The sequence below is a fragment of the Rossellomorea marisflavi genome (assembly GCF_001274775.1).
Lineage (GTDB): Bacteria > Bacillota > Bacilli > Bacillales > Bacillaceae_B > Rossellomorea > Rossellomorea marisflavi.
In genome coordinates, this window is sequence record NZ_LGUE01000004.1 from 616,539 (window position 1) to 638,734 (window position 22,196).

Annotated in this window: 33 protein-coding genes; 14 read left to right on the plus strand and 19 right to left on the minus strand. The window is 48.7% G+C overall.

Going from position 1 to position 22,196, the window contains the following annotated elements; genetic code table 11:
• Nucleotide 1: 1 nt before the first annotated feature.
• On the minus strand, nt 2-1,375 hold the full coding sequence (locus AF331_RS13120; RefSeq protein WP_053428549.1) for an amino acid permease: 1,374 nt from the start codon (nt 1,373-1,375) through the stop codon (nt 2-4).
• Between the two features lie 367 nt (nt 1,376-1,742).
• Between AF331_RS13120 and AF331_RS13125 the strand changes: the two genes are divergently transcribed.
• Nucleotides 1,743-1,979, plus strand: coding sequence for a DUF3923 family protein (locus tag AF331_RS13125; RefSeq protein ID WP_053428550.1), 237 nt, complete (start codon nt 1,743-1,745; stop codon nt 1,977-1,979).
• 169 nt (nt 1,980-2,148) lie between these two features.
• On the plus strand, nt 2,149-2,496 hold the full coding sequence (locus AF331_RS13130; RefSeq protein ID WP_053428551.1) for a hypothetical protein: 348 nt from the start codon (nt 2,149-2,151) through the stop codon (nt 2,494-2,496).
• A 7-nt stretch (nt 2,497-2,503) separates the two neighbouring features.
• Here AF331_RS13130 and AF331_RS13135 read toward each other — a convergent pair whose 3' ends face one another.
• From AF331_RS13135 to AF331_RS13145, 3 genes are read right to left on the minus strand one after another with little or no spacing between them, the layout of a single operon-like run.
• The gene (locus AF331_RS13135) at nt 2,504-3,016 is read right to left on the minus strand and encodes a methylated-DNA--[protein]-cysteine S-methyltransferase (RefSeq protein WP_053428552.1); all 513 of its coding nucleotides are present in this window, start codon (nt 3,014-3,016) and stop codon (nt 2,504-2,506) included.
• Entirely contained in the window at nt 2,970-3,884 is a 915-nt protein-coding gene (locus tag AF331_RS13140) for a DNA-3-methyladenine glycosylase family protein (RefSeq protein WP_053428553.1), read from the minus strand. Before AF331_RS13140 ends, AF331_RS13135 begins: the two co-directional genes overlap by 47 nt.
• A complete protein-coding gene (locus AF331_RS13145; RefSeq protein ID WP_053428554.1) occupies nt 3,871-4,443 on the minus strand; it encodes a bifunctional transcriptional activator/DNA repair enzyme AdaA in 573 nt (190 codons plus the stop codon). The genes AF331_RS13140 and AF331_RS13145 overlap by 14 nt, the downstream gene beginning before the upstream one ends.
• A gap of 155 nt (nt 4,444-4,598) precedes the next feature.
• Here AF331_RS13145 and AF331_RS13150 point away from each other — a divergent pair, with 155 nt between their 5' ends.
• The 4 genes from AF331_RS13150 to AF331_RS13165 all read left to right on the plus strand — a co-directional run bounded on the left by AF331_RS13150 (nt 4,599) and on the right by AF331_RS13165 (nt 6,150).
• On the plus strand, nt 4,599-4,925 hold the full coding sequence (locus AF331_RS13150; RefSeq protein WP_053428555.1) for a hypothetical protein: 327 nt from the start codon (nt 4,599-4,601) through the stop codon (nt 4,923-4,925).
• A 51-nt stretch (nt 4,926-4,976) separates the two neighbouring features.
• Nucleotides 4,977-5,264, plus strand: a complete 288-nt coding sequence (locus AF331_RS13155) for a hypothetical protein (RefSeq protein ID WP_053428556.1) — start codon at nt 4,977-4,979, stop codon at nt 5,262-5,264.
• 13 nt (nt 5,265-5,277) lie between these two features.
• Nucleotides 5,278-5,553, plus strand: coding sequence for a hypothetical protein (locus AF331_RS13160; protein WP_053428557.1), 276 nt, complete (start codon nt 5,278-5,280; stop codon nt 5,551-5,553).
• Between the two features lie 102 nt (nt 5,554-5,655).
• Nucleotides 5,656-6,150: a DinB family protein gene (locus AF331_RS13165; protein WP_048015334.1), complete on the plus strand. Its 495-nt coding sequence runs from the start codon at nt 5,656-5,658 to the stop codon at nt 6,148-6,150.
• A gap of 91 nt (nt 6,151-6,241) precedes the next feature.
• Here the strand turns inward: AF331_RS13165 and AF331_RS13170 are convergent, their stop codons facing one another.
• The 3 genes from AF331_RS13170 to AF331_RS13180 all read right to left on the minus strand — a co-directional run bounded on the left by AF331_RS13170 (nt 6,242) and on the right by AF331_RS13180 (nt 8,607).
• Entirely contained in the window at nt 6,242-6,925 is a 684-nt protein-coding gene (locus AF331_RS13170; RefSeq protein WP_053428558.1) for a zf-HC2 domain-containing protein, read from the minus strand.
• Nucleotides 6,922-7,407 (minus strand): RNA polymerase sigma factor, encoded by a 486-nt coding sequence (locus AF331_RS13175; protein ID WP_053428559.1) that lies wholly within the window; start codon nt 7,405-7,407, stop codon nt 6,922-6,924. Before AF331_RS13175 ends, AF331_RS13170 begins: the two co-directional genes overlap by 4 nt.
• A 666-nt stretch (nt 7,408-8,073) precedes the next feature.
• On the minus strand, nt 8,074-8,607 hold the full coding sequence (locus AF331_RS13180) for a dihydrofolate reductase family protein (protein WP_053428560.1): 534 nt from the start codon (nt 8,605-8,607) through the stop codon (nt 8,074-8,076).
• 121 nt (nt 8,608-8,728) lie between these two features.
• Here AF331_RS13180 and AF331_RS13185 point away from each other — a divergent pair, with 121 nt between their 5' ends.
• The 4 genes from AF331_RS13185 to AF331_RS13200 all read left to right on the plus strand — a co-directional run bounded on the left by AF331_RS13185 (nt 8,729) and on the right by AF331_RS13200 (nt 12,443).
• Nucleotides 8,729-9,670, plus strand: coding sequence for a helix-turn-helix transcriptional regulator (locus tag AF331_RS13185; RefSeq protein WP_235576384.1), 942 nt, complete (start codon nt 8,729-8,731; stop codon nt 9,668-9,670).
• Nucleotides 9,671-9,856: 186 nt separating this feature from the next.
• On the plus strand, nt 9,857-11,029 hold the full coding sequence (locus AF331_RS13190) for a hypothetical protein (RefSeq protein WP_160316541.1): 1,173 nt from the start codon (nt 9,857-9,859) through the stop codon (nt 11,027-11,029).
• A gap of 31 nt (nt 11,030-11,060) precedes the next feature.
• Nucleotides 11,061-11,393, plus strand: coding sequence for a hypothetical protein (locus AF331_RS13195; RefSeq protein WP_053428563.1), 333 nt, complete (start codon nt 11,061-11,063; stop codon nt 11,391-11,393).
• 216 nt (nt 11,394-11,609) lie between these two features.
• Nucleotides 11,610-12,443: a YitT family protein gene (locus AF331_RS13200; RefSeq protein WP_048015327.1), complete on the plus strand. Its 834-nt coding sequence runs from the start codon at nt 11,610-11,612 to the stop codon at nt 12,441-12,443.
• A gap of 17 nt (nt 12,444-12,460) precedes the next feature.
• Here the strand turns inward: AF331_RS13200 and AF331_RS13205 are convergent, their stop codons facing one another.
• Nucleotides 12,461-13,042 (minus strand): DedA family protein, encoded by a 582-nt coding sequence (locus AF331_RS13205; RefSeq protein WP_053428564.1) that lies wholly within the window; start codon nt 13,040-13,042, stop codon nt 12,461-12,463.
• A 176-nt stretch (nt 13,043-13,218) separates the two neighbouring features.
• On the opposite strand from AF331_RS13205, the gene AF331_RS13210 reads away from it, so the two are divergent.
• Entirely contained in the window at nt 13,219-13,476 is a 258-nt protein-coding gene (locus tag AF331_RS13210) for a hypothetical protein (protein WP_048015325.1), read from the plus strand.
• Between the two features lie 169 nt (nt 13,477-13,645).
• Here the strand turns inward: AF331_RS13210 and AF331_RS13215 are convergent, their stop codons facing one another.
• The 4 genes from AF331_RS13215 to AF331_RS13230 form a co-directional block, all read right to left on the minus strand.
• Nucleotides 13,646-14,323, minus strand: coding sequence for a hypothetical protein (locus tag AF331_RS13215; RefSeq protein WP_053428565.1), 678 nt, complete (start codon nt 14,321-14,323; stop codon nt 13,646-13,648).
• 422 nt (nt 14,324-14,745) lie between these two features.
• The gene (locus tag AF331_RS13220) at nt 14,746-15,774 is read right to left on the minus strand and encodes a DUF4030 domain-containing protein (protein ID WP_053428566.1); all 1,029 of its coding nucleotides are present in this window, start codon (nt 15,772-15,774) and stop codon (nt 14,746-14,748) included.
• A complete protein-coding gene (locus AF331_RS13225) occupies nt 15,774-16,283 on the minus strand; it encodes a sigma-70 family RNA polymerase sigma factor (protein ID WP_053428567.1) in 510 nt (169 codons plus the stop codon). Before AF331_RS13225 ends, AF331_RS13220 begins: the two co-directional genes overlap by 1 nt.
• A gap of 185 nt (nt 16,284-16,468) precedes the next feature.
• Nucleotides 16,469-17,140 carry an NAD(P)H-dependent oxidoreductase gene (locus AF331_RS13230; protein WP_053428568.1) on the minus strand — a complete coding sequence of 224 codons (672 nt, stop codon included), beginning with the start codon at nt 17,138-17,140 and terminating at the stop codon, nt 16,469-16,471.
• 122 nt (nt 17,141-17,262) lie between these two features.
• Here AF331_RS13230 and AF331_RS13235 point away from each other — a divergent pair, with 122 nt between their 5' ends.
• On the plus strand, nt 17,263-18,132 hold the full coding sequence (locus AF331_RS13235; protein ID WP_053428569.1) for a LysR family transcriptional regulator: 870 nt from the start codon (nt 17,263-17,265) through the stop codon (nt 18,130-18,132).
• A gap of 325 nt (nt 18,133-18,457) precedes the next feature.
• A complete protein-coding gene (locus AF331_RS22185; protein WP_152915640.1) occupies nt 18,458-18,775 on the plus strand; it encodes a hypothetical protein in 318 nt (105 codons plus the stop codon).
• 43 nt (nt 18,776-18,818) lie between these two features.
• On the opposite strand, the gene AF331_RS13245 is transcribed toward AF331_RS22185, so the two are convergent.
• The 7 genes from AF331_RS13245 to AF331_RS13260 all read right to left on the minus strand — a co-directional run bounded on the left by AF331_RS13245 (nt 18,819) and on the right by AF331_RS13260 (nt 21,720).
• Entirely contained in the window at nt 18,819-19,307 is a 489-nt protein-coding gene (locus AF331_RS13245) for an NUDIX hydrolase (protein WP_053428571.1), read from the minus strand.
• Between the two features lie 24 nt (nt 19,308-19,331).
• A complete protein-coding gene (locus tag AF331_RS22440; RefSeq protein WP_160316542.1) occupies nt 19,332-19,505 on the minus strand; it encodes a hypothetical protein in 174 nt (57 codons plus the stop codon).
• Complete coding sequence (locus tag AF331_RS22190) at nt 19,475-19,753, minus strand: hypothetical protein (RefSeq protein WP_160316543.1); 279 nt, start codon at nt 19,751-19,753, stop codon at nt 19,475-19,477. Before AF331_RS22190 ends, AF331_RS22440 begins: the two co-directional genes overlap by 31 nt.
• Nucleotides 19,754-19,801: 48 nt before the next feature.
• On the minus strand, nt 19,802-20,017 hold the full coding sequence (locus AF331_RS13250) for a hypothetical protein (protein WP_048005537.1): 216 nt from the start codon (nt 20,015-20,017) through the stop codon (nt 19,802-19,804).
• A gap of 497 nt (nt 20,018-20,514) precedes the next feature.
• On the minus strand, nt 20,515-20,688 hold the full coding sequence (locus tag AF331_RS22755) for a hypothetical protein (protein WP_162838961.1): 174 nt from the start codon (nt 20,686-20,688) through the stop codon (nt 20,515-20,517).
• Nucleotides 20,689-20,776: 88 nt separating this feature from the next.
• Nucleotides 20,777-21,199, minus strand: a complete 423-nt coding sequence (locus AF331_RS13255; RefSeq protein WP_053428572.1) for a GNAT family N-acetyltransferase — start codon at nt 21,197-21,199, stop codon at nt 20,777-20,779.
• A gap of 11 nt (nt 21,200-21,210) precedes the next feature.
• The gene (locus tag AF331_RS13260) at nt 21,211-21,720 is read right to left on the minus strand and encodes a TetR/AcrR family transcriptional regulator (protein ID WP_053428573.1); all 510 of its coding nucleotides are present in this window, start codon (nt 21,718-21,720) and stop codon (nt 21,211-21,213) included.
• A gap of 100 nt (nt 21,721-21,820) precedes the next feature.
• On the opposite strand from AF331_RS13260, the gene AF331_RS13265 reads away from it, so the two are divergent.
• The gene (locus AF331_RS13265; protein WP_053428574.1) at nt 21,821-22,165 is read left to right on the plus strand and encodes a VOC family protein; all 345 of its coding nucleotides are present in this window, start codon (nt 21,821-21,823) and stop codon (nt 22,163-22,165) included.
• Nucleotides 22,166-22,196: the final 31 nt, after the last annotated feature.

Below are 22,196 nucleotides of genomic sequence, written 5' to 3' on the forward strand. Positions count from 1 at the left end.
TTTATTCCCCTTGCTCCTCCAACGGAACCTTCTTCCCGACCCCGAACGCAAAGTAACTGATGGTCACCAGCACGAGGAATACGATCCCCACGATGAGCGACATGCGCGTATCGTCATTGAACCACATACCGACGAGGACGGCGACCAGGAAGGCAAGGGTCAGATAGTTCGTGACCGGTGCAAACGGCATTTTGAACGGGTGATCGTCGAGTTCTGCTCCCTTCATCTTCCGGAAGCGGATCTGGCTGATGAGGATGACGAACCACGGGACCATTCCCGGGAGGACGCTTGAGCTGTATACGTAGACGAACAGGTTCTCCGGTGCGATGTAGCTCAGGATGACGCCGATCCCGAGTCCGATCATGACGCCGATCGTCCCGAGGAGCGGCACACCGTTACGGGACAGCTTCGTGAAGGATTTCGGTGCTTGTCCATTCACCCCGAGTGTGTAGAGCATGCGCCCTGCGCTGTAGATCCCGCTGTTGCAGCCGGACATGGCCGCGGTGATGACGACGAAGTTGATGACACCGGCCGCTGCCGTGATTCCGACTTTGGCGAATGTCGCGACGAACGGGCTTCCGATGGAATTCAGTTCATTCCACGGATACACGGTGACGATGACAAAGATCGCCCCGATATAGAAAATCAGGATCCGCCAGATGATGCTCTGGATCGCTTTCGTGAGGGTGTTCTTCGGATCGCGTGCCTCTCCGGCCGTGATCCCGATCAATTCCACCCCTTGGTAGGCCGCCACCACTAGGGAGAGGGCGAAGAAGAAGCCCGACCATCCGCCGGCGAAGAAGCCGCCGTTTGCCCACAGGTTCGAGAGCCCGATGGCGTCTCCCCCGTTTCCGAGTCCGAAGAAGATCAGTCCGATCCCGGCGAAGATCATCAGGACGATGGTAATGATTTTAATGAGTGCAAACCAAAATTCGAATTCCCCGAAGGATTTCACGGAAATCAGATTCGCTGCGCCCAGGATGGCCATGGCGATGATCCCCGGTATCCACGCCGGCAGGTCCGGGAACCAGTACTGCATGTATGCCCCCACTGCGACGATCTCAGCCATCCCGACGATCACCCACTGGAACCAGTTGCTCCACGCCGTCATGTACCCGGCAAGTGGATGGATATATTTATGCCCGAAGGTCGCGAACGAACCGGTGCTCGGCTCGACGTACAGCATTTCCCCCATGGCACGCATGATGAAGAAGATGAAAATCCCGGCAATCGCATACGCCAGCAGGACAGACGGGCCCGTCCACTGGATCGTGCTTGCCGATCCCATAAATAATCCGACGCCAATCGTACCGCCCAAAGCAATCATCTGAATGTGACGTGCTTCCAGGCCTCGATGCAACTCTTTGTTAGCCATGCTGTTCCCCTCTTTTACGATTATTCGCTCTGATGTCGTAGAACGTGAAGCTTAATTGTTTTTCATTATAATATGTTTCCTATGTGAAAACAATTGTGTTTTCAGGAAAAACAATCATTCGTGAGGACTATTGACAAACGAACGTCCATGGAACTATCAGGATTCCTTATTTCAGTATAATTTCTGACTAGATCCTTGTACATATAATTGAAATGGAAGGCTCCTTTAGTATCCGTCTTTGTCCATACACTCATCCCCCTCCCTACGTCTTAAGCCTTACGTAAAAATAAAGCCGTGGTCCATCAAAAAGGAACGTCTTACACGGTAGAATAAGGGATAGAATCAAGTGTTGAAATGGAGTGAGAACATGAAGAAAATGTGGACTTTCTGGTGGCTGACCAACCTGTTCTGGGTGATCCTGTTCGGTGTGATCTCGGCATTCATCTGGCTGCGGGATGTGGACGGGTCGGGGATTGTGCAGTCTCCGGAAGCGAAGCTGGTGGCGTTTCTGATCCTCGCAGCTGCGTTCCTTTTCCCGGCCATCATTCAAGGCGTTTGGCTTGTGGTGAATGTGGTGATGAATCGGAAGAAAACGGTGATATAAGAAAACAGAACTTCCTTCACACAGGGAGTTCTGTTTCGTTATGTATGGAGTCGGTTGCACATAGAACATTTATTAGTTTGTTTCACTGGTGGAAATAAAAAATCTCCTAAAATAAGGTACCGATCTATGATAAGATGGGGACACACCACAAGAAAGGAGTGCGAAGCTCATGACAGACACCGGTTGGACCATCATCCTCAACGCGGTTGCCGCACTTGGTTTTGCCATCAGTCTCTTCTATTACGATCCCTTTTTCTACACACGGATGATGGCATGCCTTTTTGCCGTATCGGAAGTCGTGATCCTGCTGCAGAGGAAAGGAATAAAGAAAGGCGTGTATCTTGTCTATTCCATCATCATCCTGGCCATGATGGTCATCGCGAATCAGGTTGATCAGGATCGTATTGATGCCTGGCAGACCATCCTTCTTTGCATCAGTGTGTTTATGCTGTTAAGCACCACCTATCGAACCTTGTACCATGAGCCTCGTACATCGTCCAAACAGCTGAAGACCTGAACGGTTTTCAGCTGTTTTCATGTTTTCCCTCATGCCGCAGCAGCCACTCTTTCCTCCACACGCCTCCCGCATATCCGGTCATCGTCCCGTTTGACCCGATGATGCGGTGGCACGGAATGACGATGCTGAGCTTGTTCTTCCCGTTGGCACTACCGACGGCACGGATTGCCTTTTCATTGCCGATCGAGAGGGCGAGCTCCTTATATGAACCCGTTTCTCCGTACGCCAGGTCGAGCAGTCCCTTCCAGACACGCTTCTGGAAATCGGTCCCCTTCACGCGGACGGGAAACGAGAACGTCCGGCGGCTGCCGTTGAAATACTCGACGAGCTGATCATGGCAATCAATCAGCACGTCAGGCGTATCGTCCCCACGCATATACACCCCCTCTTCCCTTTCCACAAATAAAATTGACGACACGGCCTCGTTGGTCCCGATGATTTCCAAGATCCCAAGGGGCGTGTCCATATCCAGTTTATACTCCTTCTCCGTACAATGATCGCCAGAGATAAAACGTAGCATAGGCTTCCCACCCTTTCCAATTGATTGCGAGTTCTTCGATTTCCTCGATTGTCGGCTTTCGTTCCAGGCCGAGGGCTTCCTTCAGGGCCAGGTGAAGGCCCACATCGGCGACGGGAAACGCGCTGCGATCATGGAAACATTTCATCCTTACATATTCGGCCGTCCACGCCCCGACACCGCGTATCGCAAGCAGATTCTCCCGGATGGCCGATGCATCCAATTGGAGTAGCGCTTCTTTGGAGAGTTCCCCTCTCTCCATGGCTTTTGCGAGATCGAGGACGTACTCTGCCTTCCTCCTCGTGAACTGAAGCTCACGCAGTTCATCGATGGAGAGGGTGGCCACGCGTTCGCAGGAAGGAAACAGCCAATGCGTGCTCCCGTTGAATGTCACACTCTCCCCGTACCGCTCGACAAAGCGTTTTTTCAGCGTATAAGCGAACGTCAGGTTGATCTGCTGACCAAGGATCGCCCATACAAGCGCCTCGAAAAGGTCGGGTATACAAAGGATGCGCATGCCTTCATAGCGCTCAGCGAAAGGCTTCAGGACAGGATCCCGTGCAGCCATCTCCATGAACCCGGAAAGGTCCTGTTCAAGATCAAACCATTCCACCATATAATCGGCCACAAGCTCTCGTGCACGTTGGGAAGGGGACGTGTTCAGAAACGCGACATTCAAGGCTTCACCGGTGGAAGTGACCCTACAGAGAACCAACTCTCCCTCAACCTTCAGAAGCTTGACCACCTCTCCCTCTCCTACCTCGTGAAGTACTTCCTGGTCCGATCTGGCCAAAAACCTCAAGCACTCCTCAAAGCTGAAAGGATGCGGCAGATTGAGTTCAATCGACGATCCACGATTACTCCACTTCATCCAACTGCCCCCTCCGATACTCACTCGGTGAGCATCCCTTCATGCGACTGAACACTTTATAAAAGTTTGACGGACTTTGGAACCCCACTTCATAACAGATCTGAAGATTCGTCAAACCGGTCTCACGCAGCAGGTTCGCCGCCTTATCGATCCGGACCTTCTCCAGATACGTCCGCGGCGTATGAGAGGTTTCTTCCTTGAAGACCCGCTCCAGGTGATAGCTGCTCAGCCCCACCCCGTCAGCGATATCCTGTAGCTTCAACGGCTGCTTGTGGTGGTTGACCAGGAAGGCAATGGTCTCCCGGACGACACCGATATTCGGCGAATGCTCCTCTTCCGGTTTACACCTCTTGCAGGCTCGATACCCCGCCTGCTCCGCCTCCGCGCGCTCCTGGTAGAACTCCACGTTTACCTTCTTCGGCTTCCTCGATCGGCACGATGGCCGGCAGTAAATCTTCGTCGTCTTCACTGCCGTAAAGAACAATCCGTCATATGTCCGGTCGCACGCCATGATCTTCTCCCACATCTCTTCAAATGACAGATTCACCGCCGTCTCCATCCTGCTTCACCGCTTTCTTTCATTCTCGTTGCTTCTATTTTACCAATCCTCCGCAGGGCATTTCATCCTCATTCTTGCTGTTTGGGTCTGACGCATTCACACACCACCCTTTTTTTGGTAAAGTAAGAGTGACTATCTAGAAAAGGAAGATTTTCATGTCTTATAAAGCTCCACTCATCCGCTCCTGTATCCTGCTTGCCGCTTTTTATCTGATTATCACCGAATCCTATTTTTACGCTCTCCTGCTCATCATCTTCTCCTTCATTTTTCAATCAAGGGGATCCCAAGGAAAAAAGGCTGCGCATTATCGAGTAAGCGACGCTGCATATCGATGCAGCTTCCTATTCATTCTCATATTGCTCGGCGTCCACTTGTACATTGTGGAACTTACCCTACCGGCCGGACTCGGAATGACCGTCATCTTCATGCTAGTGTCAGAGATCGTGTTTTCCCTCGTCTTTCGTGCTCCCGATTATTCATGATCAGCTGGCTTGCCGGTACATATACTTTCTGTATAAAGGAGGAATGAGAGAATGGATTTATTGTTCTACATCCTTATGGGACTCCTGATTGTCGCGGCCAATGTGCTGGGGTTTCTTTCTTTCCGCAAAAAGAAAAGCCTCTACTCCGGTGCCCTTACCGTCCTGCTCATGGCACCCGTCCTCGGCGGGATCGGAGGCGTGATCTCACTCCTCGTCATCCGCGATGCCTTTGCCGTCTTTTATGGACTTCAAGTAGCGTACTTCCTGCTCGTGAACAGCGCGATCATCCTTGTCATTGCCGTCATCACGTCTGCCGTCAGAAACTACCGTACTCCTTAAGGAGGGGGATCACATGAAGAAAACCTATTCCATTCTTTCAGGAGCTTTTTCCATCATGGCCATCTTTCCGATCCTCGCCGGATTGACGAAGTGGGGATTTCCGCTGTATGTAGCGGTCCTGGAAGTGAGCCTCTTCTTGCCGTTCACACTGGCACTGGCTGGACTCGTTTTTGCGCTGATGGGACTGAAAGGCAAATTGAAAATCAGCTTGGTCGTGATGAATGCAGCCAGGCTATCCCTGTCGTTGTTTCTCGTGTTTGTGGCGCTGTTTGGATTTCAGCAGCCATAAAAGTATACCCTCGAAATGAGAACCCTTCCATTTTACTAACGAACAACCTCCCTCCTTCATGCTACAATGAAACTGTCTGACATCCAAAAGGAGGGATTTACCATGTTCACATCAACCAATGATTTTCTACGCGAATGGAAACAGGAAGCCGCTACCACTCAGAAGGTGTTCGATGCACTCACCGATGCGTCACTGAAGCAGGAGGCAGGACCCGATCTTTACACCATCGGAAGTGTAGCCTGGCACGTAACGGGCGCAGCGTATTATTTCCTTGCCCAAGTAGGTGTCACCTTCGAGGCGCCAGACCTCCAAAAGGCTGCGCCGGCATCCGCCAGCGAGATTGCCGAGACGTATAAGCTCGTCAGTACCCGCCTCGCCGATGCCGTGTCGGAACAGGTATCCGACGAGAAGCTGAACGAACCAATCAGCCTCTTCGGCATGGACATGCCGTTCCAAGGCGTCCTCCGCCTCCTCATCCAGCATCAGGCCCACCACCGCGGCCAGTTGACTGTCCTCATGCGCCAAGCAGGACTGCAGGTACCAGGCGTGTATGGACCTAGTAAGGAAGAGACGGAAGCAATGCGCGCTGGGAAGTGACGTAGCATTCGTCCAAACAAAAAGAAGACCTCTCATCATGGGAGGTCTTTCATTTGATGTTATAGAATGAACACCCTTATTCTTTAAAGTACTATTCCATACCAAATCGTTCCAACACACTCTGTTCCGTTTGTGGCAGGTCCATGCCATCTTTCCATATCAGCTTGCGATCATCGGGGGTTCCGAAGTAGATGGCTTCTATCTTCTGACCCTGAAGCTCTTCCTGCTCGGCTACATCAACAAACTCATCGTCATTTTCAAATGCATACGGTAGAGTCGATTTCTCCTTGATCACCTTGCGTTTTGCCGTCACATAAAAGGTTCCATCATTCCTTAAATCGTACTTCAATCTCGAAATCCTATAGCCATCATCCACATTCAGATGAAAGAAGATCTTCCCGTCCGCTTGGCTTACCTTACTGATCTCGGCGTCCTCCGTCCCGACACTGACCACATCCCATTGGAAAAGTCCTGCATACGCAAGGACCAGACAACAAGCAAGCAGCGCTGTGACAAGCATCCCCTTCCAAAACGACCGCTTCCTCCCCTTCTTCCACGAGGACGCAATCCCCTTCATCACACGGTCATCGCTATTCCGATCAACCGTCACCTTCTCCTCCATCGACAGCCCGGCATGCATCCGCTGAAGCTCATCCCTGCATGCTTCGCATTGACTAAGATGCCCTTCGACAAGGGTCCGGCTTTCCTCACTGCACACTTCATCATGATACAGGGGCAGCAGGTCTTCGATGACCCGGCATGGTACGTCCCTCATCTGTCTTCCTCCTTCAAACGATCCTGAATTTTTTGCCGTGCCCGGTGATACGTCACCCTGGCCCAGCTCTCCGTCTTACCGAACAATCCGCTGATGTCCCGGAAGGAAAGCTCCCCGAAGATCCGCAGGGTGAACACTTCCTTGTACGGGTCTTGAAGGGAGTGCAGCACCTTATGGACCCGCATCGCCTCTTCCCGATTCTCCATGAGCCGCTCCATGACCGCGTCCCCACTGGACTCGGCCGCTTCTTCCGGCACCAATCGCTTCTGCTTTGATAGATGAGTAAAGTATGTATTCTTCGCGATCTGGCACAGCCACACATTCATCTTGCACTGCCCCTTGAAGCCATCGATCGCCTTCAGCGCCTTGAAAAATGTCTCCTGCGTGATTTCTTCGGCCAGCTTTTCATTGCGGCTCATGGACAGGATGAATGCATACACTTCCCGGAAGTGCTGATCATAGATCTTCTCAAATTCTGTCACCCGGCTGCCTCCCTTCTGTTGTATGACCTGGTTGGGGTAGATTCGTTACAGGATTTATTTAAAAAAATTGATTGTTGATTCTCAGGTAGCTTTTAGTTGTTTTAGCAGGTGCACGCTTCCACATGGTACGATGTCTGGGCTGAACTCTTCAGGATCATGTCCATTTGCTCGTGAATCCCGAACCCGTTATTTGCTACTTTTTTGGGATACTAGCGAAAGATCTTGTTTCTTTTCAAGCAGGGCAGGAATATCAGCGATCTCTTGCTGAAGTTTCCGTCTATATTCGGTCGGTGACACCATTCGACACCATTCGCACCCGCTTTTGACCATTTTCACCCTGGACCAACGTCCCTGATCCGTTCCCTGCATGAAATACTTGCGATTCCTCAAAAAATATTTGCGGAATCTTTGATTCTATTTGCGATAATCAGAAATGTATTTGCGAATGGGCTTTTCACTGATTTTTGTGTTTGCGAGATTCCCTGAATTCATATGATTAGCATACTTTATTTGCGAACACACCAGCTTACTAGCTAACAACAAAATGCCTCATCCCACACACGCTCTCCTAAGTATATAATTACAAGTCCCATTGAACATAGAGGACCCTGCAAAAATTTCACTCACCAAAAAGACAGCCCACCCCGTGAGCTGCCTCAACACCCTCTACCTCTTCACTTCGTAATGCAATTCCACAAACTGATTGAACGACTGCGTTCCCTTCAGTTTAAGATTCAGTCCATGATCACCTTGCCTAAATAAAGGAATCCCATTCCCGATGATGACCGGCGCGACGGTGATGATGAACTCATCCACCAACCCTTCCTGGATGAACGCGTGCAGCAGTTCCCCTCCACCAACGACCCAGATATTCTTGCCGTTTCGCCCTTTTTGTTCGTCTACAAACGACCGGACATCACCATTCCGGTAGCTCACATGTTCCGTATCTTCCCACTCTGAACGGGAAAGCACCACACATTCCTTCCCTTCATACGGGAATGCTCCCATCTCCTGATTCATGACCCAATCATACGTCTTCTTTCCCATCACTACTGTATCAACGGTGTCGTAAAATGCTGAGAACCCATTGTCCCCTTCGCCCTCCACCTGAAACAACCACTCCAATGACTCATCCTTCGTCGCAATATACCCGTCAAGGCTACATGCAATGAAGACAACCACCTTACGATCCTGATGCATCTCATCTTCCTCCTTTTCATAATCGATACATTGAGTATACGATTAAAACATGACATCCTTTGTCATATTAATACTGACTAGTTTAACCAAAGGGGCGGATGGTATGAGAGCGGATCGATTGATGAACATCATGATCCTATTACAGAACCGGGGCAAGATGACAGCGAAGGAACTGGCGGATGAGCTGGAGGTGTCGGAGCGGACGATTCTCCGGGACATGGACGCCCTGACGCATGCGGGGATCCCAATTGTGTCAGAAAGGGGAAAAGATGGGGGATGGCGCCTGATGGATCACTTCCGCAGCCGCCTGAGCGGATTGACCAGCGCTGACATGACCTCGCTCTTCCTATCCCCATCCAAAGAACTCCTTGAAGACCTCGGCCTTCAACTGTCCCTTGATACGCGACAGAAACTGTTCGGAGCGATTCCCGACACATATCGTGAAGAGGCGCAGGCCATGTGGGAGAAGATCCATATCGATTCAGGCACCTGGAGGCCTTCCAGTGAAAAAGCCCACGCCCTCGCCGTCGTGAAGCAGGCACTGTGGGAAAATAAAAAATTGTTCATCCGCTACGGGCGCACAGAAGGGGACATGAAGGAGCGGATTGTGAACCCATTGGGCCTTGTCGCAAAGGGGGGCACATGGTATCTGGTGGCAACCCGGGACGGGGACATCCGCAATTACCGGGTATCCCGGATCGTGCAAGCGAGCATGGAAGAGGAGACGTTCGAACGCCCTCCCCATTTTCACCTTCCGGATTACTGGGAACAATCCAAGGCGTCCTTTGTGAAGAACCTCCCCGCCTATGATGTGGAAGTATGGCTTCACCCCCGTATCGCCGGAAGGATCACCTTCACCGGTAAATTCGTAAAAGTATTGAAAAAGGAACAGTCCTCAGACAACGGGTGGATTCCCGCCACCCTGCAGTTCGATGATGAACAGGAAGCCATTGAATTCATCCTTGGCTTCTCCGATCAAATCAGGGTTGAATCCCCTCATCTGAAGGAAAAAGTACTGGCGGCAGCACAGGCGGTCATCGCGTTTTACCAGGGCAAATCCTGATCCTGATTTGAATGGATCGCCTCTCCCCGGGCGATCCGTTCATCTATCCAGACGGATCGCTCATTTCCTCTGAAAAACCACTCAACACATATTGACCAAAACAACCCAATTACTTACACTTATAGAAACAATTGTATTAACAGAAGCATCATGAAACGGAAAGGGGAAAGAATGAAATACATACTGATGATAGCCAGTGCGCTCTTCCTGCTTGTCGGATGCAGTCACAAAGAGGAGATAAAAAAAGAATCCCTCGGGGAAACCCGCCATGCACCAGACACGTCCATGTCCAATGAGGCCACTCCTGTTTCAACGAACGAGAATCCAACCACCACGAGCGAGCACCTAATTTCCATTTCAAAAGATCCCATCGACCATCTCACACCTGACTCCTATGAACTCACCGATTCTTCTTGTCCAAAAGGAATGATTGCACCTTCCTATATCACAGACCAGTCCATCTTCTATGTGGATGACCAAAGCAGCGAGCAGCCGCGTGATCAGATCATTGCCTTTTCCCGATCAAGCGAGACATGCGACGTTCTATATGAAGCAACGGAAGGTATCAATTCTCTCGTCGGAATCGATCAAACGCTATATTGGACCGAGTATGATACAAGGCGCACGTCCGATGTCAGCTGGACGATCCACGCATTGGACCTTGATACCGGGAAGGTCCAGGCGATCCACGAAGGAGAGAGTACAAATGAAAACCCCACCCCTATCCTGACGACCCATGACCAGTCCCTGAACTGGATCCAATACGAAGTGAAGGATGACCGGGTGATATCCCAGGTGATCAACTATGATGCGAATACCGATAAGAAGAGTACACTCGTAACAACTGAATTAAACGAAAACGGAAGTCCTGACGGGGACTATATCCTGGAGCAGAAAAGGACAGGGAATAGCCTGCTTCTCCATAAAGCCATCTCCAAGGACGGTGAAAGGAGGCTCACCCTGGAACGGGTGGCAGACGATGAGGAGCACACCCTCCTCACAGATGAGGAAATCCTGAGTTTTGATGGAGCGGATGATCGTTTTGCCTATACATCTGACGAGGGATTAACCATTGTAGATAGCGGAAAAGAGGAAACCTACAGGTTCAAGACAACTTCAAAAAGGACACCGTCGGATGCCGCCGTTTTCGTGAATCCGCACACTGTCGCCTTCAGAGATCGCACAGAAAACGTTTATCTTGCCGATCTGGATACCAGAATTGCCCTTTCCTTACGGCGTGATGGGTTTGGCCACACGGCATCAAAGCCCATTTACTTCAACGATACTCTCTGTTTTGCCGTGTTGAAGGAAGAAAGCCTGGATGAATCCGTCACGTTTTATACGTATAAGATGAAGTAAGCTTCAAGAATTCATGAAGGAGGAATGTCACATGGCGAACACTCTTCCACCCTGGTTTTGGATCGCCTATTATCTATTTTTGGCCGTCACCATCGGGGTTGCCATCTACAACGTATCCACACAAAAAACAAGACGGATGTCCCTCTTGGTCATATGGGTGGCCATCACCGTTCCCATCGTTTCGATTTTGAATAGCATCGTTGCACCGCCGGAACTGAATGAATATCAACACTTGGTGAACGAACTGCATCAAGGGGCGCTTTGGGCCTGGTACGCCTCCAGTGGCTACTTGTTCCTTTCCGTATGGTGGATCCTGTTGCTCCTCAAGATCATTGAGCGTCAAAAAAAGATTGTCACCCACTGAACCACGTCTTGATTGGCCCCATCGTCGGGGTCTTTTTTGTGCCTACCCAGCCGATAATCCCCTCCTAACTGGATATACTACCAGTTAAAGTAAACCTCATAACTAAAACGATCCCTTCCATTGAAATAACCCCACCGAACCGGCTGAATCACCTTCCCCCCGCCCATCCTCTGTGCTATAGTATTCTGGTATTCAAACGGAACGGAGTGATCACATATGAATTCGACAGCTAAAGAAATCACATTGATTATTATCGGATCCCTGTTCTTCGCGCTAGGGGTGAATCTGTTCGCGATTCCGAATGAGCTTGGCGAGGGAGGCGTGACGGGGATCTCCATGACCCTCTACTATGTATTCGGCTGGTCACCGGGCTACACGAACTTTATCATGAACGGGATTTTGCTGGCCATCGGCTATAAAGTACTGAATAAACGCGTGACGTGGTATACGCTGCTGGCGATCTTCTTCACATCGGTGTTCCTGCACTTCACAGAAGGAATGGGACGTTCCCTTGATATCATGCTCGGTACGGTCTTTGCCGGTGTGTTCATCGGGATCGGTCTCGGCCTTGTCCTCCGCTCAGGCGGTACAACGGGCGGGTCCACGATCGTTGCCCGCATGCTCAACCAGAAGTTCGGCTGGGCCGTGAGCACGAGCATGTTCGTGTTCGATATTCTTGTGGTGATCGGATCCGGGTTCGTCATCGGGATCGAGAACACGATGTACACCGGGATTTCGATTTACATCAGTACAAAGATCCTCGACTATCTGATCGACGGTTTCGATACGCGGAAGGCTGTCACCATCATCTCGCCCCTCACCGACGCCATCGCCGAGAAAGTGAGCGCCGAGATGGACCGTGGTGCGACGATCATCAACGCCCGCGGCCACTACTCCAAGGAATCGAAGGATATCCTGTATGTGGTCATCAATAAGCAGGAGCTCTTCCTCCTGAAAAAGATGATCCAACAGATCGATGACAAAGCATTCGTCGTCGTCCACGACGTGCGCGATGTATTCGGAGAAGGTTTCACCTTCCCGAAAACGTAATGAAAAACGCCTGGAATCTAGAATCCAGGCGTTTTTTCTATGAGTTCTTCTTTATGGACCTTCCGTCTCCACCTGAGCACGATGAAGCCGACAACGAGCACGACGATCGTCAACACCAGGGGTAACTCATCAAGCAATATCCCCACCACGAATTCCACTCCGACCTTTTCATCGAACGTGTATACAAGTCCGGTCCAGATCCCCGTGTAGATCGATGAGGCGATGAGCGTTGCCGTCACATATTTCCTGAGTGGCATCCGCATGATGCCCGCCACATAGTGGATCGGATGACGGATCCCCGGCACGAAAAACGACACCATCACCGCCCAGAATCCATAGCGGGAAAGCATCCTCTCTGCCTTATTCAACCACTTCGTCGACATCCATTTATTGAATAAGGGAATGCTCCGGAAGAACATCCCGACCACATAAAACCACAGGAAGGCCACGAAGACCGTCCCCCACGACGCAAGCCAGACACCGTACGGATTCACCCCGTCCGCCGCCCAGATCCCGAGGCTCGATAGAAGAATCACCTCATCCGAAATGGGCGTAAACATGATGCCTGCCGCAAGACTGAGCAATTCGATGATATCCATAGTGCACCTCCCCCTCCGTTCATTGATACCTTCATTATATTCACGGAACCTTAATGTTTCAGGGGGGAAGTTCTTAAGAATTCTTAAGGAATAACAATCAGGAGACATGGTGTTCACTTTACCAGCCACTCATAATGGTATATTATGGTTTAAAAGGACATGAAAGGTGGATTCACATGAAACTCTTCTTGCAGTCCATTGCCATCTCCATCGGCATCCATCTGCTATTTTTCCTTGGGACTTACGTGGCCGGTATCATCAGGACGATGAACTACACGCCTGACTTTGAGGCAGCTGGATCCTTCTCGTCAGAAGTAACATTCGGTACCACCTACACCTCGTCACCACTACTGCTTCCCATCACCTTCATCAGTGTCGCCGTGATCGCCGGGGCCCTCATTACCTTGTACAGAAGCAAATCGACCGCCTACTGAGGAATGTAGAATGACGGCTACTCCATCGGGTTTGCGGCTTGATGGTCTCGTTTTTCAAACGTTGGGTACTCATTACCCTGTAAACAAAAAAGAACCTCCTCATGGGGAAGTTCTCAGGCTGTCAAGAACGTCTCGACACCTGACTAAGATACTATGACCGTTATCACATTTATCTTTCTTTATATGTTTTGTCTAACAAACTTCGAATGAAATGTAGGCTATTTTTAAAATCTACATCTTTACTGTCATAAGTAAAACGGTCAATAATACTTCTTTCATATTGCCTTTTAACTTCAGAAAAATTCCTCTCTTTTAACTCGTTCTGTGTTAATTTTTTTTGAGATAAGTTAATATACTCCTCGATAATGCCTGCATTCTTATTGTCGACAAATTCAATTCTAACTCTGTAGTAGCCGACTTCCTCTTTTTCTATGCTATAAATCAAATTCAGTATTTTTTTGGTATAATCACTTTTATCATAGCCACGCTCAACAGGGATTGAGATTACAAAAGAAGGATTTAGTTTGTTTATTTCAATTTCCTTCCCCCCGTCTCCCCCAAGATCCCCATTATATGCAGTCGTAATATAATATTTTGTATTTACACTCAGCTCACTTAAATTTTCTGAAAATAAATTTCTCACAAATTTCTCTTCTAATAATTTTGAATAAGAATCTTCATAATTTGTATTGTTACTATCTCTAGAAACTATAAAAACCATCTCATTATTGGAAATCGGATTTGCTCTAGCTTGTATTAATTCACCTGCTGCAAAACCTAGATTGAATGTTTGAATTTCTCCTATTTCAAACTCTTCCTTATATTTCTCTTTTAAGTAGTCTTTCATCGTTGATTCTTCTGATGTTGAATTCTCAGACGAGATATGTCCTGAAATAAATAAGAGAACTATCAGTATTAATATAGAAAAAACAATCCACAAATTAAATTCAAATCGCTTTACAAACGACAGGATAAGCACCCTCTTATTCGAATATCGTCATGCATGATTACTTAACACTCTTCCGCGTTGGAGTAACTTTTAGCAGAGGCACCATCCAGCACAGCATTATTACAAACAACTTTTTTAAATCATGTAACTTTCTCAATAATACATTGGTCACTAGTAAAGCCAATTATTGTTATTTCAGCGTTTCAATGGATTGGCTCATAGGCGTGCCTCCTGTATGTAGTCTTCACCTAACTATACCATTATTTGTATTTATCTTCCTGACAATATAAGAAAAAAGACGCCATTGGCGCCCTTTCTTATCAATTAAGAATCTTATCCTCTTTGCTGTAGATGTTAATATGGTAGTCATCATCCTTCACCTTAGAGCTCAGTTTGTCCGACTGCAATACTTCATCGATGGCTTTCTCAAGTTCCTCTGCAAATGCCTTCGCATCGACATCCTTTTTCGATATGCTCAAGAATGCCTGGATTTCCGGCTCCGGATGGACAGAGTAGCCCACCATTCTGACGTTGTACTCCTGTTTCCCAAGAAGATCGTCTTGCAGGAGGGTGAGGATTTCCCGCCAGCGTTTATCTTGATCCCGTTTATCCATGTTAATTTTCTTGAAGGACACGTTGATTTCATCCATTCCGTGTGAGCTTACGGTTCCATCGAGTATTTCCTTGATTTCTTCTTCCGTGTCTTCATTACTAGGGATTTCAAATTGCAGCTCTCTCGAACCATAATCCACGCTCGTCTGGAGCAAGCCGATGCCCCGTTTATCTGCTTCCTTTGCCAATTCGTCATAGATGGTCATGAACTCCTGGGAATTTCTTTTTTCTTCCTCGGTCGGTTCCATAACTTCTTCTCTACCTCGGTTCACCTCTACTCCATACGCATCATGATGTCTTTTCTTTAAGATATCCTTCACATCTCGCTCTACTTCGGATTTCACCTTGGTATAGTAGGAATTGTCACCACCGATCGAGATCCGGATGACCTTCTCAGGATACGAAACTCCCATTCCCATGATGGTATACTTCTCTTCAAGTTCATCTGCAATCTCCTGAACAACATCCTCACCATTTTCCGGTACGACGATCTTACCCAGATACGGAATCTTTGCTACCATGCTCGCCATGGCCGGCGATACGAATGCCGACCCAACAAACAGGCCGAACAAGACAACGGCGGCACTCGCTGTGAGCAAGAAGCGATTGACCGGAAACTTTCTCCGCTCCTTCTTCCCTCTATGGATGGCAACTTCGATGGACCGGTTCAACCGTTCCTCAGGGATATGAATGTCATCGATCTGTTCCTTCATCTCATTTGTCCACGGCTCTTTCATCACACGCACCCCTTTTTCATCTCTGTTTTCAAATAGGAAATCGCCCTATGTAAGCGGACTTTGACCGTGCCTTCAGGACATTCGAGGAGTTCGGCGATCTGCTTCACCGTCAAATCCTTGTAGTACCGGAGGATGATCACCGTCTTGTATGGAACATCCAGCCGCTCGATCGCCCTTACCAGATCCATCCGGTCCTCGATCCCGAGGTCCTGCTCCTTCGCCACATCATCGAGATCATCCTTAAGCGTCATCTTTTCGTGCTTCCGGATGAAATCCAGAGCCGCATGAATCAATATCCTCGTAATCCACGTGGAAAAGTAATGGGGTTGCTTCAGTTTATCAATCGATACGTACGCTTTATAAACCGCTTCCTGGACCACATCCAGTGCATCATTTTCATTCTTCACATAGAGATAGGCCATCCGGTAGAGCCGGGCCTTCTCGAGCTGGATCAATTCCTGGAATGCCTTCGCATTCCCCTTCTTTGCTTTCTTCACCAAATCCACCATGGGCTTCACCACCTTTTCTATACGTTAGACAATCCTGATAGATGGAACGTTTCAACTATTTTTTCAAAAAGAAAAAGCCTCAAGATAACTTGAAGCTTATGTTCGTCTATTACTATAGCTGAATGTTAACAATAGGCGCCATCCCCATAGGATATGACGTTTTCACTACTTTATTTTCTACTTACTCAGTTCACCCATTCCACGACGTCTTCCATGGCCTGTCTGGACTTCCCACGATGAGGTTCTTCTGCACGATACCCGAATGCCGCCATGACCGAGATACCGAAGTTCTCGCTGTCAAGGATACCTGCTTCCTCGAGGATGAGGGTGGCTTTTTCATAGTTGAATCCTTCAATCGGACATGAATCGATGCCGATCATGGCGGCTGAGGTCATCATATTGCCGAGGGCGATGTACGTCTGCTTGCTGGCCCATTCGAATAATGCCCGTTCGCTTTCGTAGATGTTGATGTCCTCGTCTTGGAATCTTCTATACGCCGCCACCATCTCGTCCATCATGTGATCGGGTACTTCCTTGACGTTTCTCAACAGGTGCTGCGCATAGTCTGATTCTGGCGTCGCATTCTTACGCGCAAGGATGATGACCATATGACTTGCAGTCGGCAACTGCCCTTGTGCTCCGAAGCTTACTTCGCGCAGTCGCTCGCGGATTTCAGGATTTTGAAGGATAACGAATTTCCAAGGCTCATAGCCCACGGAGCTCGGTGATAATCTTCCTGTCTCAAGGATATAGTCAAAATCGGCATCGGAGATTTTTTTCTCCGGATCGAATGCTTTTGTGGCATGACGGAATGAAAATGCGTCGAGTACGGCTTGTTTTGTTTTATCTTTGCTCATGATTGAATCCACCTTTTCTTGAATGTGTTTGACTCTTTTTATTGTATTGAACATCTATCGTTTAGTAAAATAGATATATCAGAACGAAACGTTCAGTAATACTGAACTTAAGGAGAATCACTATGGAACTGCGACATCTGCTCACATTCAAGACCATCGTCGAAAAAGGCGGATTCAAAAAAGCGGCAGACGAGCTGGGGTATGCCCAGTCCTCCGTCACCAATCACATCAAGGACCTGGAAGATGAGCTTCATCAGCCCCTATTCGATCGACTCGGGAAGAAAGTGGTCCTCACCACCTTTGGAAAAGAGTTCTTCCCCTACGCCACCAAGATCATTGACCTCTATACAGAAGTAAAGGAAAAGGCCACCCATCATGATGAGCCGAGCGGCAACCTCAGAATCGGGGCATTCGATCACCTCACGAGCTACCGGTTGCCACAGATCCTCGTCGAATACAAAAGAAAATACCCGAACGTGAACCTGTCGATTTCGTCCATCGACTTTCATAATCTCCACTCGGAGCTTCAGAACGGCACCATCGACCTTGCCCTGATCCTCGAGACGAAGGATTGGACCCCGAAGGAGCTGACCGTGGAATCGATCAAGCACGAGCCGATGGTACTGATATCACCGCCAACCGAACAAGATACCGATCCGACACGGACCGTCCTATATACAGAAAAAACATGTGCCTACAAGAGCCTGTTCGACCGGTACATCGATCAGCAAAGTCTGGAGATCCAGGGAAGCGTGGAATTCGGAAACATCGAAGCCATAAAGCGCTGTGTCATGAGCGGCCTCGGAAGCTCCATGCTCCCGTATTTCACCGTGAAGAATGAAATTGATCAACACGCGTTCAAAGGCGACATCATTGAAGATCCGGCGTATCAAATCACCACATTCGTCGCGTATCATAAGGACAAATGGATCTCCCCGGCCATCGCTTCCATGATCTCTCTCATTGAGGATCATGCCGAGCATTGGGATTGATTGATTCTAAAAAAAAGAACTTGGGACAAATCAAAAAACGACCATCGGACACGAATAAGTTCCGTATAGATTCTTTATGCCACTCATGATTTCCGTGCAAGACTTCGCTTTCCGCGGGTAGCCCGTGAGCCTCCTCGGCACGCCTGCGGGGTCTCACATCAGCTACTCTTCCCGCTGGAGTCTTCGTCTTGCACTCCAATCAACCGCTAGAAACAATGATATCGTAATGAAATAAATCAAAAACCGGAATTCATTTGCCAAATGGTAGGCAAATGAATTCCGGTTTTACTATCTCTATTACACTTTTGTCCCAGCTCTTACTATGATGCTGTTCACCTTACTGTCTGGCACCCCGGCTCCGCATGCCTCGTTTCACCAAACAGGTCACCAGGTACCCAATCAGCAAGAGAAGGATATACAGGCGTACATCGAAGGAACGAGCATTTCGGAAACCACTTCTGAAAAGGATATCCCGCTCAGCACCGATATGTGTTCCGTTGCTCCCGATAGCAGGATGAAGATGGCCAGATTGGAAAGGAAAAAGCCCATGACCATCAGCGTGACAGCCCGCCCTACGGAAACCTTCATCATCAGCCCGGCAATGACTACCAGCAGGACGAACAGCAGTGGGTACCAATGCTGAAAATGTAGTCATCGGCATTCCCTCCTCCCTTTCTCCAGCTCCTCTATTTCCCCGATAGCACTTCCCACTCATCATATACAACGGCTTCGCCAAGCCCGCCGGTCCGCAGCCACTCAAATGCCTTCAGCACGAGCGGAGACGCATTCTCCATGGACACATCGTCTTCCGACACCCATACAGCCCCCAGGGAATCCTGCCCCTCGAATTGCTCGGGCACCACGATTCCACCACCGATTTTCCTGACAGAATAATAGACAGCGATATGATGGACATTGGTGAAGCCACGCCATTCCCATGGGAGCTTGAAGTCCGTCACACCGATGTTCTCTTCGATTTCAATTTCCACACCCGTTTCCTCGAGGAACTCCCTTTTCATTGCCTCTTGCAGCGACTCCCCGTCTTCGAGACTTCCCCCGGGTAGATCATAACGGTGAATATAGGGTCCCCCGTTCTTCAGGATGACCAGGAGCTTCCCGTCCCTGGCATAAATTCCGTACACGCCGAATGCCCTGTGAAACTTCTGAACTGTCATATTGTCTTCTCTCCGTTTCTTTCATCATTGAACAGGTGCGAGCTGAAGCTTTCCGTCTTTCTCAAAATCGCATCCTTCCAAGCTATAATGCTCTCCGTCGTTCCCCTTTGTAATCGTGAAGTTCCCACAGACATATTCTTCGATAAGTTCACCATCTACGCTGTGAGTCACCTCGATCTGCTTGCCCGTATAGTCCATGGTATGTACGACCCGTTGACCCTCGATCCCGTAACTACGATGACCTGGGATTTCCCCTCTTTGACATTCTTTGCAAATGTCTTTAACCCTTCGCTATTCTGAAACTCCCCGTGATTGTTGACCACTTCGACCGTCGCGAGACGCTGGCAACCGCACAGGATACTTACTAGAAGCATGGCCAATGCAACATAACGCATCCCCATTCCACACCCTTTTTGTTTAAATATACCATTAACTAAAATGATCATCTTGCTTTTTCACGCAAAAAAACAGGGAGTCCCTTCCCCCCTGTTCGGCTAATCCTGCTCCCCACTTACGTCCACGTCCAGCCCATCTACCACAATGGAAAACGAAACAGAGTCCATGAGCCAGGATTCAAAGCATCTTCGAATGGCATATGCGATTTCTTCTTTGGTTCCACTTTCATCAATATTCAGTTCCTCAAGGCTGAACGTTTGCTCCATACGTGCATCTTCTCCTGCCGTGCTGGCAGTGAAGGTAACGGTTGTCATGATGGATCCCCCTCTTATCTTATTAAGTATTTCTAATGCAGGACGTTCCGTTTCGCTGCGTGAGTCCGCTTTCCACGGGGCTCCCGGTGAGCCTCCTCATTCTTGCGGGGTCTCACCCTACTCGCTGTTTCCCGTTGGAGTCGGACTCCCTCCGCTGCACTTCACTCTGTGATGTAACGTGAAGTTGCAATCTGGATATTGATTGATAAGTATTCTATGTAAAGTTGCTCCTGATCACTCGTATCATACCGAACGCTCAACCTTATAAACCAAAGAGTGCATTGAAGCGAAAGGCGCTTGACTCCTGCGGAAAGGAGGAGAAGCGAGACCCCGCAGGCACGAGGAGGCTCGATCTCCTCCCCGCGGAAAGCAAGCGCCTGCAGCGGAAAGGAACGGTCACATTTCCATTTATTCAAGTCTAAAATCGAACATTATCTCCAGTGGTGTCCGTTAAGTAACTGACGAAATCGACAAGCCATTAAGAGAAGAAATAAACTCTACTGGCCACTTCCAGTATGTCGATTGTCCCCCATCATATAATTCGAACTGTCTCCCGGCTTCGCATTCGGATCGGTTGGGATATGAGGGTTATTGTTGTTTCTCCTGCGTCTCCAGTCAATGAATAACGCGAACAATAAAACCCCTACAATCAGTATGACAAACCACCACATATCGGTTTCCTCCTTCGTCGAGTGGAATCCATCTTTACTATACATACGAACTTGCTCGAGAAAGGTTTCAAATTTATTCCAGCTACTTTCAGAATGTCTTCTTATAGTAAATAGCCGATTCTTCGTATCCGATGGAAGCGTAGAATTCTCCAGCTCTTCTTGTAGCCAGGGCGATTAACCTTGACCCACATTCCACTGCAAGCCTCTCTGCTTCATCCATAAGTTGTCTCCCAACTGACATTCCTCTATATTCATCAGATACATACAATTCCTCCACCCAACTAATCGTTCCATTGGCGTAAAAGGCCGGGTGGTGAAGGAGGTAAGCGTAGCCGACAAGCCCATCTTCCATTTCAGCCACGACGACTTCCATCTTTTCGCTTTGCATAACCTGCTGAAACACATGAGAGAAAGCTTCTCTCTCTACCTTGAAACTTGCAGCAAGTTTTGCTGCCAGATTGAACAGCTCATTTTCGTCTTCCTCCCTCGCCTTCCGATACGTGATGGTCATCCCGTTCCTCCCTATCGAAACAACCATTCAAGCAGTTGCTTCCCTTGATCGACCGTAAGTTGACCCTCGCTAATCTGCATTAGGATCGAACGCCACACAGAAACACTCACAATTTCGATGGGTAGCTCCCCTTGAATGTTGAGCTCTGCTAAAAAGTCCTTGATGGGATCTTCCATTCCTAAAGGCTGTTCTTCCCCCATGAGCTTGCACATATTTTGTTTGGCGGAAAAGACTAATCCTGACAGAAGGGCTGATTTCATGGCTTCTTCTGTCTTGGTGAATAGTGCGGCCGCTCCCTCCATCCGATCAATAATCCGTTGCTCCATTTCCCTCCTGACTACGGTATAGAGTGTTAATTTCGAACCGAAGTGGTGATAGACCGCACCTGTGGTCATGTCTGCTTTGGTCGCGAGTTCTGTGATATTCACACCCTCGAAACCTTTGATGCTGAACTCCTCCAGAGACACTTGCATCAACGTATCTTTTTTTGTACCTGCGATTGGCATCCATTCTTTTTTCATACTATTCAGTTTATCACATTGACAGCTCAACAGAAAGCGTTTACGCTATACATAATCACCTTATGTTATACATAATCAAATTATACTAGGGGGATCAGTGATGGAGAAAATGGTTTTCTTGTATCATCCGGTCGACGATTTAAAACAGGCGCTCACCTTTTACCGTGAAACACTCGGGTACGAAGAAGCGTGGCGGGAAGGGAAGCATACAGCTGCCCTCACCATTCCTGGTTCCACCATCAGACTTTTACTTGAAGAGGACGAAAAAGAGCTTGGACCAGGCGGGGTTTTCCTAGTGGACAGCGTGGATGAGTTTCATCGCGAAAAAAATAATACTCTAACTTGCCTAAAAGAGCCCTTTGACATCCCACCAGGACGATATGCCGTCTATCAAGATCCCAGTGGCAACGCACTCCGGATTATTGATTTCAGTAACGAATCCTGATTGTTTCAAAAAGGGAGACACATGAGATACA